We start from the raw sequence: 15,231 nt of genomic DNA on the forward strand, positions 1-15,231 counted from the left end.
GGACGGCTGTGTCCGAATCCGGGATGTTCCAAGCGGGCGATCGGGCCCAGTTCACCGACGCCAAGGGCCGCCGCTACACCACGGTGCTGGTCCCCGGCGGTGACTTCCACACTCATCGCGGCGCCATCCCGCACGATGCGGTGATCGGTCTGCCGGATGGCAGTGTGGTCAAGTCCGCCAACGGCGACCCGTTCTTGGTGCTGCGGCCGCTGCTGGTCGACTACGTGATGTCGATGCCGCGCGGCGCGCAGGTGATCTACCCGAAGGACTCCGCGCAGATCATCCACGAGGGCGACATCTTCCCCGGGGCGCGGGTGCTCGAAGCCGGTGCCGGCTCCGGCGCGCTGACCCTGTCCCTGCTTCGCGCCGTCGGCCCGGAGGGCCGGGTGATCTCCTATGAGCTGCGCGACGACCACGCCGAGCACGCCCGTCGTAACGTGGAGACCTTCGTCGGGCACCTGCCGGACAACTGGCAGCTGGTGATGGGCGATGTGGCCGACTGCGACCAGCCCGACGGATCGATCGACCGGGTGGTGCTGGACATGCTGGCGCCATGGGACGTGCTCGACACCGTGTCGCGGGTGCTCATTCCCGGCGGGGTGCTGGTGATCTACGTCGCCACCGTCACCCAGTTGTCCCAGGTGGTCGAGGCGCTGCGTGAACAGCAGTGCTGGACCGAGCCGCGGTCCTGGGAGACGCTGCAGCGCGGCTGGAACGTCGTCGGTCTTGCGGTGCGGCCTCAGCACGCGATGCGCGGCCACACCGCGTTCCTGGTCTGTGCCCGCCGGTTGGCGCCGGGCGCCGTCACCCCGACCCGGCTGGGGCGTAAACGCCCGGTGTGAGCGATCCGGTCAGGTTAGGTTCCTACTGTGCTGCCCGATCCCGAGGTCGCCCGCGTAGTCGAGCGGCTGCGTGCCGTGCGGTTCCTGCTGGAGCGCGCCAACGAGGAATGGGGCCGGCAGCTGTTCGTCGCCACCGACTCTGCCGGCACGGTTGAGGCGAGCGTCGATGCTCAGCGCCGCCTGGTCGACCTTCGCATCCTCGATGACCGGATCATGAACCTGGGTGCGCACGATGTCTCCGGTCGGATCAACGAAGCGATGTGGGTGGCAAGTGATTTCGCTGCTTCCTCGGTGGAGGAGGATGTCGGCGCGCTGGAGCATGAGATCGCCGCGGCCCTGGCCGAACCGGACGGAACGTGAACCTCAGGGCGCCCAGAGCCGCGCATTCATCGCATGCGCCGACGGTGGTTCCACGTCCACGGCCCCGTCGGCGCCGATCGTGTACGGGAAGATCAGTCCTATCGCCGCGCCTTCGCGGTGTTCGACGCTGAGCTCGATCCCGTCGAGGCGACGCTCGGGCAACGTCACGTTCAAGGCGACGACGGCGGCCCGCAGGCTGTCCTTGACCGCGGTCACGGCTCGCCAGTGCGCCGCCAGTTGTTCGACGACGGTCAATTCGGCGGACGCCGGGTAGTTGGGTGCGATCATCGCGTGCTCGCCGTCGACAGACACCGCCAGCGCGAAGGGCAGGAACTCACCGCGGGCCGCGATGTTTTCCAGCGCGAGATCGACCGCGGCTTCGGTGAGTCCGTCCAGGTCGGCCTGCGCCTGTTCGGTCACGTTGTCGCGCCAGCTCGGCATGCGCTGATCGCCTCCTCGTCAGTCGGCCTCAACGGTAACCTGTCACCACGGCATCGTTCACGGCAGCGGGTAGGCATGGCAGACATCATCCGGGTACAGGTGGAAGCGCTCGCCGCTCAGTCCAAGAACGCCACCGACGCCGCCGAGGAGATCGGGCAGCGGCTGGCCGGTTTGCGCACCCGCATGGACAACCTGGCGAGCACCTGGACCGGCGGCACAGCCGCGCCGGCGTATCTGGACATCTGGAACGAAATCAGCGAAGAGTGCCACGACATGATCGAGGACCTGAGCTGGATCGGAAAGTCGCTGTCGGCCGCCGCCTCTGCCTACACCCGCATGGAGCACGGTGCCGTGCAGGCATTCCACGAGGTGAACCGCTCGGCACCCGACAGCGGCAGGCTCTGATCATGGTGCGGCGCACCGTCAATGAAGAAGACCTTGTCGACGCGGCCCACGCGATGCGGCAGTTCTGCGGGATCATGAAGCAGCGGCTCGACGGGGTGGCCGACGGTCTGAAGGGTTTGCAGCAGGACTGGGACGGCATCGCCTTCGACGCATTCCTGGACAGGGTGCACGGCTGGCAGCGCTGGGCCGACGAGATGAACGAGGTGCTGTCGACCATGGAGCGCAACGCGCATATCGCCCATCGCAACTACACTCACAACGCGGAGGTCAACATCGCCATGTGGGGCGGCTAGCGGCTGCTCAGGCGGGTGGATAGTCGGGCGGGGGTGTGGCGTGAGCACCGATGTCGATCCGGAGCTGTTCTACGACACCGCGATCGCCTACAAGCAGGACAGTGATGCGGCCGCGGCGGCGCTGGGAAAGCTCGCCGATGTGGAGACCTCGAACGCGGCGGGCAGCAACGGGGTCGGCCCGCAGTGGGCGGCGAGCTACGACTCCGCGGCCGACGACGTGGGGCAGGTGGCGTACCGGCTCGTCAACGTGTTGCACAACCTGGGCAACCTGTTGCGTCAGAACGGCATCAATCACGATCAGAGCGAAGAGGCATCAACGCTGAACCGGCACAACGAGTTCGGTGATCCAATCCCTCCGCCAGGGGAGACCACCGGAACGTTCCTGGGCGCGCCGGTCGACGTCGGCACGGTCAAGGGAGGTGATGACCCAGAGCCGCTGGGCTGGGATCTGGTGCGTGACCGGATCACCGACGGCTGGCCCAACGGTCATCCGGACCGGCTGTGGGCGGCGTCGTCGGCGTGGACGACCTTCGGTCACGATCTCGTTGCCGTCAACGATCAGGCCAGCCCGGCCGAGTTGGCGCTGATCACCGGCGTCGATGCCGCGGAGATCGGCGCGGTGACCGCGCGGATGAACGAGGCCAGAATCATCAACACCGATGTGGCCGGCGCGTGCGGTGACCTGGGGCGGGCATCCAAGGCCTACGGCGACAAGATGGAGACCACCAAGTTCGGGATGAAGTTGCTGGTGCTGGAATTGTTTCTGCTCAAACAGCTTCTTGATTCGCCGCGTCTCTGGCCGCTGCGTGACTGGGCCATGGCGAAGTTCACCGACACCGCGGTCGAAACCATCAACAACCTCAACACCGCGCTGCGGACCACCGCCGGCACGACGATGTTGGATCTGGGTGCCGCGTCCCTGTCGATGAGTACGGCGCTGCCCGCCGCTAAGAAACTGCTGGATCTCGTACCCCGCCGGGTGAACCCGACCTCGGCCGAACGGGTCAATGACAACCGCCGTAAGGGCTCACGCGCCGAGCAGCGGGCCGGGATCGATCCGAACGTCAAGAAGCGACGGATAGCCGTCAAGAGCCCGGCTCCGGGAAAGCCAAGGTATCGGATCCCCGACGAAATCGATGACGAGAACCGGGTGCTACGTGAGGTCAAGAACGTCAAGACCCTCACGGCTACCCAGCAACTCCGGGACATGGCCGAATGGGCCCGCGACAACGGCTACAAGATGGTGATCGTGGTGGACAAGGGCCGAACGGATGTTGGCGATGTGGAGCAGTTCCTGGAAGGGAAGTACAAGGGCCTGGATGTGGTGATCGACGAGAGCATAAACCTGTCATGAAGTATGGCCCGGACCCTGAAACCTGGCCGGAGTACCGCCGGGCGATGAAGTACGAGCTGGATGCGGCCGGTATCCCCGAAGACACCGTGTGGGAGCTGGTGAATTCACGGTTCGACTACCCGCAGGCAGTTCCGATCATGGTGGACTGGCTGCAAAACCTCGACGACCGGGTTCCGCCCGGCGAACCGCGTAGGGCAATGCGGTTGGGGCTCATGCGCAATCTGATCACCAGACACGCCAAAGGCAACCGCGAGGCTGTTGAGATCCTGTTTCATCAGTTCGAGGTCGAGCCTCCGCTGGATGCCAACGAGCTCTCCGTGACGGTCCAGGCGCTGGTGCCGCTGCTGGAGCGCGAGGATTTTCCCCGGGTGAAGGAGTTACTGCGGTTCCGCCCGCCCGGCGCCGATGCCTGGGATCCCGGCTGGTGGCCGCCGGGGGAGTTGGTGCGCTGGTTGGGCAAGATCAAAGACGACGAAGCCAAGCAGTTGGCGCTGGAGCAGCTTGGTAACGAACGCAATCGGATCGAGGCGATGCGCGCACTGGCCCAGCAGCGGGCGACCGGAGTTCGTGACGCCGTGGCGCGGTATCTCGACGACGAACATCAAGTGTTCCGCAAAGAGGCGGCCAAGACCCTGGCCAAATTGCCCGACGAATAGCGGGGACGATCGAAGGTTCCGGCGTCCACGCAGGCGTTACCCGCCACCCCACATCCGGGCGTTGGCTTTCGCGGTCTGAAGGTAGTTGTTGTAGGCGGTCCGCAGGTTTCGTTCCATCTGGCCCACCTCCCGGTTCATCTCGGTCAGAGCCCACAGTTGCCACTGGCGCACATCATGGATGGCGGGAACGAAGGTCGGCCCCTCCCAGCGCTGCAGAGCTATCAGGCCGTCGGCCACCTCGTTCAGCCGCTGGGTCACCGCGTGGCGGAACTCGTGCAGCACTTCGATCGTGTCGAGCATCTCCGCTTCGTCAACGGTGTGTCGCGCCATTGGCAGAGCCTTCTGGTCGGTGGCGAACCGCCTGTCTTCGGTGACTGAGCAAGGTTATCGTCGAACGCGATGTCATACGACCTGACGGTGTACGCGGCCGACAACATCGAGGGCGACCGATTGATCGCCCTGGTCGAATCGATCCCGGGGCTGTCCGTCGGCGACAGCGGCGACGGCGAAGTCAGCGTGCTGCGCGGTAAACGGCGAACCTATTCGTTCACCGTGTTCGGGCCCTACCGCATCGAACCCGAAGACGTGCCCGAGGATGTCGTCCAACATGTACTCGATCCCGCCATCAGCTGGCAGATCGTCGTCGAAGGCAGCAGCCCCACCGAGATCGCACCGGCGCGGCGCTTCGCCAAAGCACTCGCGCATGCCGCGCGCGGGGTGGCCCTTGACGAGCAGACCGAGGATGTACTGGGCGCCAAGAAATCCCGTCGCGTTGACCGCCCCCCAACCGAACCCGTGCGAGTGCTCGATCTGGAGTGGTACTCACCGGCGTCGGCGCCCCCAGCCCCGGACCTCTGGCTGGAGCTGGCCAGAAAGGTATTCCCCGAAGCCCTGCCACGACGCTACGGCGGGTACCAGCCCTACCCGTATCGGCTGAATCGCGACGGCGAAGGCCCGTTTGTCACGGAATTCGGCTGGATCCGGGAGCGGTACGAATCGCAGATCTTCGTCGCCAGCAATCCGTGCCTATCGGGCGGTCTCTTCGCTCCACCGTGGGGCGGCTACCTCTTCGACAGTCTGCACCTGCTGGCCGCGCCGCTGGATGACCCTCGGTGGCGCAACACCGTCCGGCGTTTCTTCGTCGCATACGCCCGCCGCCGCGGCAGCGTCCTGGCTGTCGGCGAAGTGTTGCGCAACCATACGTTGAGCGGTCCACCGAATGACCGTCGCGACCAACACGGCACGCTCAGAGGTGAGGACGGAATCCTGGGCCTGCCGGCGAATCCGGTCTGGCTGACCTGGCTGGGCAACGACTACCTGCATCTCGTACACGACCATCTACCGCCGGAACACACCACCTACTACCCGGAAGGCGCTCTGTACGCCCCCGCCGACGAACCCGCCGACCGCGGTCAACTCGCTGAACTGCTCGATCCCATCCCCGCACGACTGCGGGTCTCCGCCATCCCCTCGGCGTACGGTCCGGCGAACTCACCGACGAACAGTCCGGCGCTGGTCCGTTTGGAGACGGGAGAAGACCGTGGCATTCCCGTCGATATCCCCGCGAAAGTGACTGCGTTGCAAGACCTGTCACAGAAAACAACCGCTGCTGCCGACGACATCTCCGGATTGTTGCGCAACCTTCGGGCGCAGCTGGACAAGTTGGCCACCAGCTGGACCGGGCCGGCGGCCTCGGCGTATTTCAGCGCCGGAGCGCGCAGTATCTCCGAACTGAGCGCAAAATGCGCTGACCTGACCGTCGATCTGCGACGAATCGGCACAGACCTGTCGACGTCGGCCTCCTCCTACCACGGGGAAGAGTGAATCACCCAGCGGCGCAAGCTCAATCGTCGCTGCGGCTCAGCCCACGGCGCACCGACAGCAACTCGACCTCCGGGCGGGCCGCCACCAGCCGCTCGGCCGCGTCCAGCACCTCCACCAGATGGCCGCGCTCACCGGACACCGCGGACAGCCCGATACCGCTGCGCCGGTGCAGATCCGTCGAATCGGTTTCGGCGGCCGACACATTGAACCTGCGCTGCAACTCCGCGACGATCGGGCGCACCACCGAGCGCTTCTGCTTCAGCGAATGCACGTCACCGAGCAGCAGGTCGAACTCCAGCCAGCCGATCCACATGTCTAGGGCGTAGGCGGAGCCGGGGCGGCGCTGCTCGCCTGGGACTTGCCGAACGCCAACAGAGTCTTGGCCGTCGCCTGCGACAGCTGCCAGCCCTCGCCGTTCGACCTGAACTCCATCGGAAAGAAGAACCCGCCGGTGGCGGGGTTGGCCGTGTTGACGGTGACATCGGCGCTCACGTTGCCCGGGTAGCGGTCCGACCAGGTGACGCCGGCGGCTTCCAGGCTCAGCGGCAGATAGCCGCCGTCTCTGAGCGCAGTCGCGAACTTCTCGATGGTTTCGGCGTCGGTGGATTTGGCGCCTTCGATGAGCGGCACCTTGTCGACACCGGGAACCTCGGGGTCGGAGAGCCGATACAGCACGTCGGTCAGCGCCTCGGGTGCCGGCAACGGCGCTGCCGGTGCCGGCGCCGACACCGTTGTCGTCGCGGTCAACGGCATCTCGGCCACCGGTTCAGCCGGTTGCTGGCGACCGCAGCCCGACAAGGCCAGCACCGCCGCCAGGGCGGTGCTCACGGCGATGCGGGAGCGGTACATCCAGCAGTGATCAGTTCGACGAGGTCATCTGCGACAGGGTCAGCAGCGACGTCTTCGACAGCTTCCAGCCGCCCTGGTCGACGAACGTCAGGTTGACCGAGCGCGGCTCCATCTTCGGGCCCGACGCGGTGACGTCCGCGGTGGCAGCCCCCGGGCCGGCCGGGGTGACGTTGGCCACGCTGATTGCCAGCGGGAATTTGCCGTTGCGGGCGGCCTTCTGCATCTTGTGGTCCATCAGGGCCGTCTCGGCCCCGCCGAGGCCGCCCTCGATGAGGTAGGACTTGCCGGCGGCGGGAATTCCCGGGTCGGCCAGGGTGTTGAGGACGTCGGTCAACTGCTCCGGTGCAGGTACGTCTGCTGCCGGGTCCAGCGGCAGCGGCGCGAAGAACACCGTTGTCGGTGCTTCGGCGGAGGCGGGGGCGGGCGTTGCCAGGTAGCTCACAGCTGAGGCTCCGGCGCTGATCACGACGGCGGCTGCAGCGGCTGTGGCTAGGGATTTCACGCTCAACGGGGATCCTTTCGATCACTCAAATCAGATTCCAGGCTAACAGCGTGGCCGGTGTGTCGGATTCCCAGAGAGCACGCGAATGCACAATGGCCGGTAGCGTTGAGGTATCCGTCGCTTCAACTTCCAGTTCGGGAAAGGAGCGCACCATGGGAAACATGGAAGAGTCGCCGCGTCCTGAGGCTTTCGACGCGTCCAGGGGGTCGGACGCGCCCGGTGATGACTTCGCCGAGTTGGAGGAGTTGCGCCGCGAGGCCGCGATGCTGCGGGCGCAGCTCGACAATTCACCGCAGGACTCCGCTCGCGTGGGCCGGGACGTGCGCCAGCTCGAAGCCCACATCGACTCGCTGACCACGCGGAACTCCAAGTTGATGGACACCCTCAAAGAGGCGCGTCAGCAGTTGCTGGCCCTGCGCGAGGAGGTCGACCGGCTCGGTCAGCCGCCGAGCGGCTACGGCGTGCTGCTGGGCAGTCACGAAGACGACACGGTCGACGTGTTCACGTCGGGCCGCCGGATGCGGCTGAACATCTCGCCCAACATCGACGTCTCGACCCTCAAGAAGGGCCAGACGGTCCGGCTCAATGAGGCGCTGACGGTGGTCGAGGCCGGCAATTTCGAATCGGTCGGCGAGATATCCACGTTGCGTGAGATCCTGTCCGACGGGCACCGCGCGCTGGTTGTGGGCCACGCCGATGAGGAGCGCATCGTCTGGCTGGCCGAGCCGCTGGTGGCCGAGGATCTGCCCGAGCGCCACCCGGACGCCCAGTCCGACGACCGGCGTCCCCGCAAGCTGCGCCCCGGCGATTCGCTGCTGGTCGACACCAAGGCCGGTTACGCCTTCGAGCGCATCCCCAAGGCCGAGGTCGAGGATTTGGTGCTCGAAGAGGTGCCCGACGTCAGCTACGGCGACATCGGCGGCCTGACCCGCCAGATCGAGCAGATCCGCGACGCGGTGGAGCTGCCTTTCCTGCACAAGGACCTTTACCGGGAGTACGCACTGCGCCCGCCGAAAGGGGTGCTGCTCTACGGCCCGCCCGGCTGCGGCAAGACGCTGATCGCCAAGGCGGTGGCCAACTCGCTGGCCAAGAAGATGGCCGAGGTCCGCGGCGACGACGCGCACGAGGCCAAGTCGTACTTCCTCAACATCAAGGGCCCCGAGCTGCTGAACAAGTTCGTCGGCGAGACCGAACGCCACATCCGGCTGATCTTCCAGCGCGCCCGCGAGAAGGCTTCCGAGGGCACCCCGGTCATCGTGTTCTTCGACGAGATGGACTCGATCTTCCGCACCCGCGGCACCGGTGTCTCCTCGGACGTGGAGACGACGGTGGTTCCGCAGCTGCTCAGTGAGATCGACGGTGTGGAGGGGTTGGAGAACGTCATCGTGATCGGCGCCTCCAACCGTGAGGACATGATCGACCCGGCGATCCTGCGGCCCGGCCGGCTCGACGTCAAGATCAAGATCGAGCGCCCGGATGCCGAAGCGGCCCAGGACATCTTCTCCAAGTACTTGGTCGAGACGCTGCCGGTGCACGCCGACGACCTCGCCGAGTTCGGGGGAGACCGCGCGGCCTGCATCAAGGCGATGATCGAGAAGGTCGTCGACCGGATGTACGCCGAGATCGACGACAACCGGTTCCTGGAGGTCACCTACGCCAACGGTGACAAAGAGGTCATGTACTTCAAGGACTTCAACTCCGGGGCGATGATCCAGAACGTCGTCGACCGGGCGAAGAAGAACGCCATCAAGTCGGTTCTGGAGACCGGCCAGCCGGGCCTGCGTATCCAGCACCTGTTGGATTCGATCGTCGACGAGTTCGCCGAGAACGAGGACCTGCCCAACACCACCAACCCCGATGACTGGGCACGGATCTCGGGCAAGAAGGGGGAGCGGATCGTCTACATCCGCACCCTGGTCACGGGCAAGAGCTCCAGCGCCAGCCGCGCCATCGACACCGAATCCAACCTGGGTCAGTACCTGTAGCTGAACTGTTCGGCGGCGACCTTGGTCGTGCCGATGGCCGCATACGAGCCGGTGAGGCTGACCATGCTCACAGCAGCGCGAAGCGACAGGTCGCGGCGGAAGAGGTGGCTGACACCGTTGACGGTGTCGACGGTGTCCACCATGAGTGAGAGCCGCTTCCAGCGGTAGCGTTCCCGGGCGCCGCTGGTGAGGTATCCCAGGCCCATTACAAACGCTCGCGCACCGTAGATCCTGGTCATGTAGGTGAGTTCGGGTGACGGCGCAACTCCGACGAACTTGGCGAATTGCCGTGGTGCCATCAACGAGGCCACAGCGAGAAGCATCCGTCCCAACGCCATCAGGCTCAGTGCGCTGGTCCGACTCTCGGCCACCGGGCGGTCCCGACCGGTAGCGGTCTCGGTGGTTGCCATATGAGCCCCTTCGGCTGTCCGTTCCTCTACTGACTGACGGTCAGTCATGTACAGTAGCGCCGGATTTCTGCGGGTGTCAATCGTGTCCAGCAGAATCGGTCTGCTGGGGGGCGGACTTGGGAAGGACGATGTGGTGGCGGAGCAGGGGCCCGGGAGGCGGCGTACGACGCTGCCCGCGGCGCAACGGGAAAGTCAGTTGCTGGAGGTGGCCCGGAATTTGCTGTTGGCAGACGGACCCACCGAGTTGACGGTTGACAAGGTCACGGCCGCGGCCCAAGTCGCCAAGGGCACCTTCTACCTGTACTTCAATTCCAAAGATCACCTGCTGGCGCGGTTGTGGGCCGACTACCTGGATGCCTTCCTGGCCATAGTGCACAAGCAGCTCGACGTCGCGACGCCCGCGGCCGGTTGGCCGGGGGCAATAGACGAGCTGATCGAGCAGATGATCCGCTACGACATGGCCAATGCCGTCCTGCACCGGGCGGTGTTCTCCCAAGCATCCGGCGACGGACTGCGCCAACTGCGCCAGGCCGATTCAAAAGTCATCACGCTCATAGCCGAGGCCGTTGCCTCGGCGGTGGCTGCTGGTTCCGCCAGCGTCACCGATCCGCCCACCACCGCCGCGCTCATGTACTACGCCGTCGATGGCCTGTTGAACGCCGCCTACCTGGCGAATACCGAGCCAGACGCCGACAGTCTTATCGCCGCGGCCAAGGAGATGGTCCACCGGACCCTGGGTACTGCCCGGGCTTAGCCCCGCGAGCGGGCGTAGTTTGCGCGCTGACGCTCCGCCGTCAGCGACGTTCTGTGCACGATCGCGACAATGTCGGAAACGGCCGACTAGCCTCGAACCGATGCGGCTACGTTTTGCGTCCGACGGTGACGACGAGGACGCTTACCTACGCGACCCGAGACGCGTTGCTCGACGAGTTCAGCCAGGACGATGTCGCCGAATTTCTGCTTGCCTGGTGCCAGCGCAAGCTGTCGGCACCGGCCGATGCAGCAGACGGCGTCTGCGCCGCGGTCGGCGCCTACTTCGAGTTCATGGCGGCCACGAACCGCCTGGCGGGCGGTGTTCCGCGGGCTGCGGGCCTGATGCGGACCAACCGTTCAGGTTGCTCGAAGACCTTTGGCGGCACCCCGCCGCGGAGACCGCCGCAGTCCTCGACGTTCTGGAAAGCCATCTCAAGGACCCCAAACCAGCCAAGGCCGCACGTAGGGCCGCGATGCGTCACCGCAGCTGGATGGCGAATCGCAAGTGAACCGCCCGTCGGACCTTGTGGTGATCGCAGCGCTCAAAGAATGGGCATGTACGTCGTGTTCGGGTACCGGCGACCTGCTGATCATGGACGACGCAGGCCCGCTGTGCCTGCACTGCGCCGACCTTGGCCATCTCGAATTTCTGCCGTCGGGCGATGCAGCGATGACCCGTCGCGCGAAGAAGGCCAGTCGGCTTTCGGCAGTGGTGGTGCGCTGGAGTCGGTCACGCAAACGCTATGAGCGCCAGGGCATCCTGGTCGAGCCACAGGCGATCGAGTATGCCGAGCGCGAGTGTCTCTCCGATGCCGAGGTGCGCGAACGGCGCAGGGAGCGCGACGCTACCCGACGTGCGGATGAGGACCAGCGTTTCATCGCCGAGTTCGCCGACGCCATCCGTGTGCAGTTCCCGGGTTGTCCCGCTGACCGGGCCTTCGAGCCAGATGCCGTTCGCCTCGCTGTCGTTGCGTCGATCCGGCACACCGACACTGACTACGACGAGCTGCTGATGTCCGGCGTCGACCGAGAAACGGCCCGGTACCGGATATTCGACCGCGTCGAGGCTGTTCTCGATAGCTGGCGCTCGCCTCGGCACCCCGCGTAGCCAGCAAGCCCCCTCGCCTAGGCTGGGGAGATGCAACGGATCATCGGGACGGAAGTCGAATACGGCATCGCTTCGCCGTCGGACCCGGCCGCCAACCCGATCCTCACCTCGACCCAGGCGGTGCTGGCCTACGCCGCGGCCGCCGGAATCCCGCGCGCCAAGCGCACCCGGTGGGACTACGAGGTGGAGTCCCCGCTGCGTGACGCCCGCGGATTCGACCTGAGCCGCTCCAGCGGCCCGCCGCCGATCATCGACGCCGACGAGGTCGGCGCGGCCAACATGATCCTCACCAACGGGGCACGGCTCTACGTCGACCACGCCCACCCCGAGTACTCCGCGCCCGAGGTGACCGATCCGCTGGATGCCGTCATCTGGGACAAGGCCGGCGAGCGGGTGATGGAGGCCGCCGCCCGCTATGTGGCCAGCGTGCCGGGGGCGGCCAAGCTGCAGCTGTACAAGAACAACATCGACAACAAGGGCGCCTCCTACGGCACCCACGAGAACTACCTGATGAGCCGGCAGACCCCGTTCTCGGCGATCATCGCCGGTCTGACCCCGTTTCTGGTGTCGCGGCAGGTGGTCACCGGCTCCGGCCGCGTCGGTCTCGGCCCGGCCGGCGACGAGCCCGGCTTCCAGCTGTCCCAGCGGGCCGACTACATCGAGGTCGAAGTCGGCCTGGAGACCACGCTGAAGCGCGGCATCATCAACACCCGTGACGAACCGCACGCCGACGCCGACAAATATCGCCGGCTGCACGTCATCATCGGCGACGCGAACCTCGCCGAGACGTCGACCTACCTCAAGTTGGGCACCACCGCGCTGGTCCTCGACCTCATCGAGGAAGGCCCCGAGCACGGCATCGACCTGAGCGATCTGACGCTGGCCCGGCCGGTACGCGCGGTGCATGTGATCAGCCGCGACCCCACACTGCGGGCGACCGTCGCGCTGGCCGACGGCCGTGAGATGACCGGCCTTGCGTTGCAACGGATCTATCTCGACCGGGTGGCGAAGCTGGTCGACACCCGCGACCCGGATCCCCGCGCCACCGACATCATCGAGACCTGGGCCCGGGTCCTCGACCAGCTCGAACGCGACCCGATGGAGTGCGCCGACCTGCTGGACTGGCCGGCCAAGCTGCGCCTGCTGGAGGGTTTCCGGCAGCGGGAGAATCTGAGCTGGTCAGCGCCCCGGCTACACCTGATCGACCTGCAGTACTCCGATGTGCGGCTGGACAAGGGCCTGTACAACCGGCTGGTCGCGCGCGGCTCGATGCAGCGGCTGGTCACCGAGCAACAGGTCCTGGCCGCGGTGGACAACCCCCCGACCGACACCCGCGCCTACTTCCGCGGCGAGTGCCTGCGCCGATTCGGGGCCGACATCGCCGCCGCCAGCTGGGACTCGGTGATCTTCGACCTGGGCGGCGACTCCCTGGTGCGGATCCCGACGCTGGAGCCGCTGCGCGGCAGCAAGGCCCACGTGGGAGCGTTGCTGGACTCGGTGGACAGTGCCGCCGAACTGGTCCAACAACTCACCACATAGACCCCGAGCAACGACGGCGCCGACCGGTAGGGTGGAGAAACCGGCCGCGGTGATGCGCGGCCGATGAGATTCAGGAGGCAGCGATGGCTCAGGAGCAGACCAAGCGCGGCGGGGGCGGCGGCGAAGACGACGACCTCTCCGGCAGCACTGCGGCGGGCCAGGAGCGCCGCGAGAAGCTCACCGAGGACACCGACGACCTGCTCGACGAGATCGACGACGTGCTGGAGGAGAACGCCGAGGACTTCGTGCGGGCTTATGTCCAAAAGGGCGGCCAGTGACCTGGCTGTCGCGTGATCGTCTGCCCCTCAACTCAGCAACCTCAGGACTCGCGCTCACTCAGGTAGGTCTGTCGTCGTTTTCGGAGTTCCTGCGGCTGCAGGCTCCTGAACTGCTGCCGACCGGAGCGGGCGCGTCGCACACCGGTGGCGTCGGTGAGCAACTGCCGCACGGCACCACCATCGTTGCGCTGACCTACCCCGGCGGGGTCGTCATCGCCGGAGACCGGCGCTCGACGCAGGGCAACATGATCGCCGGCCGCGACGTGCAGAAGGTGTACGTCACCGACGAGTACACCGCGACCGGCATCGCCGGCACCGCCGCGATCGCCGTCGAGTTCGCCCGGCTCTACGCGGTCGAACTCGAGCACTACGAAAAGCTCGAAGGCGTGCCGCTGACCTTCGCCGGGAAGGTCAACCGGCTGGCGACCATGGTCCGCGGCAATCTCGGCGCGGCCATGCAGGGCCTGGTGGCGCTGCCCTTGCTGGCCGGCTACGACATCGACGCCGTCGACCCGCAGACCGCCGGGCGCATCGTGTCTTTCGACGCCGCCGGCGGCTGGCACGTCGAGGAAGAGGGCTATCAGGCGGTGGGATCCGGCTCGATCTTCGCCAAATCGTCGATCAAGAAGCTCTACGGCCAGATCACCGATGCCGACTCCGCGTTGCGGGTGGCCATCGAGGCGCTGTACGACGCCGCCGACGATGATTCGGCCACCGGCGGCCCGGACCTGGTGCGGGGGATCTTCCCGACGTCGGTCACCATCGACGCCGACGGCGCCGTCGAGATCCCCGAGCAGCGCATCGCCGAACTCGCTCGGGAGGTCATCGAGAGTCGCACCCGCGGAGAGGATTCGGGGGCGAAGGCCAAGCGGGGTAAGAAATGAGCTTCCCGTATTTCATCTCGCCCGAGCAGGCGATGCGCGAGCGTGGCGAGCTCGCCCGCAAGGGTATTGCCCGGGGCCGCAGCGTGGTGGCGCTGGCCTACGCCGACGGTGTGCTGTTCGTCGCTGAAAACCCTTCGCGCTCACTGCAGAAGATCAGCGAACTCTACGACCGGGTGGGTTTCGCGGCCGCCGGGCGGATCAACGAGTTCGAGAATCTGCGCCGTGGCGGCATCCAGTTCGCCGACACCCGCGGCTACGCCTACGACCGGCGCGATGTCACCGCGCGCCAGTTGGCCAACGTGTACGCCCAAACACTGGGCACCATCTTCACCGAGCAGGCCAAGCCCTACGAGGTGGAGTTGTGTGTGGCTGGCGTGGCCTATCAGGGGCAGACCAAAGCGCCTGAGCTGTACCGGATCACCTACGACGGTTCGATCACCGACGAGCCGCATTTCGTGGTGATGGGCGGCACCACCGAGCCGGTCACCACGGCGCTCAAGGAGTCCTACGCCGAGAACGCCGAGCTGGCCGACGCGCTGCACATCGCAGTCAACGCGCTCAAACAGACCGACACCGGCAACGGGGCCGAGCCGCGTGAGCTGGGTCCGGGCACCCTGGAGGTGGCCATCCTGGATGCCAACCGGCCCAAGCGCGCGTTCCGGCGAATCAACCGCACCGCGCTGGAATCGCTGCTGCCGCAGGCCGGCTCGTCGGGGGAGGCGTCAGACGGGGCTCCTGACTAGGCTTT

General features: G+C 66.4%; 20 protein-coding genes. 14 read left to right on the forward strand and 6 right to left on the reverse strand.

Going from position 1 to position 15,231, the window contains the following annotated elements; all coding sequences use genetic code 11:
* The first annotated feature begins 23 nt into the window (after positions 1-23).
* Both AWC16_RS07360 and AWC16_RS07365 read left to right on the forward strand, forming a co-directional pair.
* Complete coding sequence (locus tag AWC16_RS07360) at positions 24-842, forward strand: tRNA (adenine-N1)-methyltransferase (protein ID WP_276062548.1); 819 nt, start codon at positions 24-26, stop codon at positions 840-842.
* Positions 843-869: 27 nt separating this feature from the next.
* Positions 870-1,202 (forward strand): YbaB/EbfC family DNA-binding protein, encoded by a 333-nt coding sequence (locus AWC16_RS07365; RefSeq protein WP_085264081.1) that lies wholly within the window; start codon positions 870-872, stop codon positions 1,200-1,202.
* Positions 1,203-1,205: 3 nt separating this feature from the next.
* Here AWC16_RS07365 and AWC16_RS23845 read toward each other — a convergent pair whose 3' ends face one another.
* Entirely contained in the window at positions 1,206-1,643 is a 438-nt protein-coding gene (locus AWC16_RS23845; RefSeq protein ID WP_133055920.1) for a hypothetical protein, read from the reverse strand.
* 75 nt (positions 1,644-1,718) lie between these two features.
* Between AWC16_RS23845 and AWC16_RS23850 the strand changes: the two genes are divergently transcribed.
* Genes AWC16_RS23850 through AWC16_RS07385 form a run of 4 tightly spaced genes read left to right on the forward strand, consistent with a single transcriptional unit; the run spans position 1,719 to position 4,351 of the window.
* Positions 1,719-2,048, forward strand: a complete 330-nt coding sequence (locus tag AWC16_RS23850) for a WXG100 family type VII secretion target (RefSeq protein ID WP_133055921.1) — start codon at positions 1,719-1,721, stop codon at positions 2,046-2,048.
* A 2-nt stretch (positions 2,049-2,050) separates the two neighbouring features.
* Positions 2,051-2,341, forward strand: a complete 291-nt coding sequence (locus AWC16_RS07375) for a WXG100 family type VII secretion target (protein WP_085264083.1) — start codon at positions 2,051-2,053, stop codon at positions 2,339-2,341.
* Positions 2,342-2,381: 40 nt separating this feature from the next.
* Entirely contained in the window at positions 2,382-3,695 is a 1,314-nt protein-coding gene (locus tag AWC16_RS07380) for a putative toxin (protein WP_085264084.1), read from the forward strand.
* Positions 3,692-4,351 (forward strand): HEAT repeat domain-containing protein, encoded by a 660-nt coding sequence (locus tag AWC16_RS07385; RefSeq protein ID WP_085264085.1) that lies wholly within the window; start codon positions 3,692-3,694, stop codon positions 4,349-4,351. Before AWC16_RS07380 ends, AWC16_RS07385 begins: the two co-directional genes overlap by 4 nt.
* A gap of 36 nt (positions 4,352-4,387) precedes the next feature.
* On the opposite strand, the gene AWC16_RS07390 is transcribed toward AWC16_RS07385, so the two are convergent.
* On the reverse strand, positions 4,388-4,681 hold the full coding sequence (locus tag AWC16_RS07390) for a WXG100 family type VII secretion target (protein ID WP_085264086.1): 294 nt from the start codon (positions 4,679-4,681) through the stop codon (positions 4,388-4,390).
* A gap of 69 nt (positions 4,682-4,750) precedes the next feature.
* On the opposite strand from AWC16_RS07390, the gene AWC16_RS07395 reads away from it, so the two are divergent.
* Positions 4,751-6,175, forward strand: a complete 1,425-nt coding sequence (locus AWC16_RS07395) for a WXG100 family type VII secretion target (protein WP_085264087.1) — start codon at positions 4,751-4,753, stop codon at positions 6,173-6,175.
* A gap of 19 nt (positions 6,176-6,194) precedes the next feature.
* Here the strand turns inward: AWC16_RS07395 and AWC16_RS07400 are convergent, their stop codons facing one another.
* Genes AWC16_RS07400 through AWC16_RS07410 form a run of 3 tightly spaced genes read right to left on the reverse strand, consistent with a single transcriptional unit; the run spans position 6,195 to position 7,526 of the window.
* Positions 6,195-6,488 carry a DUF503 domain-containing protein gene (locus AWC16_RS07400; RefSeq protein WP_085264088.1) on the reverse strand — a complete coding sequence of 98 codons (294 nt, stop codon included), beginning with the start codon at positions 6,486-6,488 and terminating at the stop codon, positions 6,195-6,197.
* Between the two features lie 2 nt (positions 6,489-6,490).
* The gene (lppK, locus tag AWC16_RS07405; protein WP_085264089.1) at positions 6,491-7,024 is read right to left on the reverse strand and encodes a lipoprotein LppK; all 534 of its coding nucleotides are present in this window, start codon (positions 7,022-7,024) and stop codon (positions 6,491-6,493) included.
* Positions 7,025-7,034: 10 nt separating this feature from the next.
* Positions 7,035-7,526 (reverse strand): MTB12 family secreted protein, encoded by a 492-nt coding sequence (locus AWC16_RS07410; protein ID WP_234812162.1) that lies wholly within the window; start codon positions 7,524-7,526, stop codon positions 7,035-7,037.
* A gap of 161 nt (positions 7,527-7,687) precedes the next feature.
* On the opposite strand from AWC16_RS07410, the gene arc reads away from it, so the two are divergent.
* On the forward strand, positions 7,688-9,511 hold the full coding sequence (gene arc / locus AWC16_RS07415; protein WP_085264130.1) for a proteasome ATPase: 1,824 nt from the start codon (positions 7,688-7,690) through the stop codon (positions 9,509-9,511).
* On the opposite strand, the gene AWC16_RS07420 is transcribed toward arc, so the two are convergent.
* Positions 9,499-9,921, reverse strand: coding sequence for a hypothetical protein (locus AWC16_RS07420; protein ID WP_085264091.1), 423 nt, complete (start codon positions 9,919-9,921; stop codon positions 9,499-9,501). The genes arc and AWC16_RS07420 overlap by 13 nt on opposite strands.
* 82 nt (positions 9,922-10,003) lie before the next feature.
* Between AWC16_RS07420 and AWC16_RS07425 the strand changes: the two genes are divergently transcribed.
* The 6 genes from AWC16_RS07425 (at position 10,004) to prcA (ending at position 15,226) form a co-directional block, all read left to right on the forward strand.
* Complete coding sequence (locus AWC16_RS07425) at positions 10,004-10,675, forward strand: TetR/AcrR family transcriptional regulator (RefSeq protein ID WP_234812163.1); 672 nt, start codon at positions 10,004-10,006, stop codon at positions 10,673-10,675.
* Positions 10,676-11,203: 528 nt separating this feature from the next.
* Positions 11,204-11,782, forward strand: a complete 579-nt coding sequence (locus AWC16_RS07430) for a DUF2293 domain-containing protein (RefSeq protein WP_234812164.1) — start codon at positions 11,204-11,206, stop codon at positions 11,780-11,782.
* 30 nt (positions 11,783-11,812) lie between these two features.
* The gene (gene dop, locus AWC16_RS07435) at positions 11,813-13,321 is read left to right on the forward strand and encodes a depupylase/deamidase Dop (RefSeq protein WP_085264093.1); all 1,509 of its coding nucleotides are present in this window, start codon (positions 11,813-11,815) and stop codon (positions 13,319-13,321) included.
* Positions 13,322-13,404: 83 nt separating this feature from the next.
* Entirely contained in the window at positions 13,405-13,599 is a 195-nt protein-coding gene (locus AWC16_RS07440; protein WP_085264094.1) for a ubiquitin-like protein Pup, read from the forward strand.
* Entirely contained in the window at positions 13,596-14,483 is an 888-nt protein-coding gene (gene prcB, locus AWC16_RS07445; protein WP_085264095.1) for a proteasome subunit beta, read from the forward strand. Before AWC16_RS07440 ends, prcB begins: the two co-directional genes overlap by 4 nt.
* Positions 14,480-15,226, forward strand: coding sequence for a proteasome subunit alpha (gene prcA, locus AWC16_RS07450; protein ID WP_085264096.1), 747 nt, complete (start codon positions 14,480-14,482; stop codon positions 15,224-15,226). Before prcB ends, prcA begins: the two co-directional genes overlap by 4 nt.
* The last annotated feature ends 5 nt before the right edge of the window (positions 15,227-15,231 follow it).

Source organism: Mycolicibacter longobardus (assembly GCF_002102265.1).
GTDB lineage: Bacteria > Actinomycetota > Actinomycetes > Mycobacteriales > Mycobacteriaceae > Mycobacterium > Mycobacterium longobardum.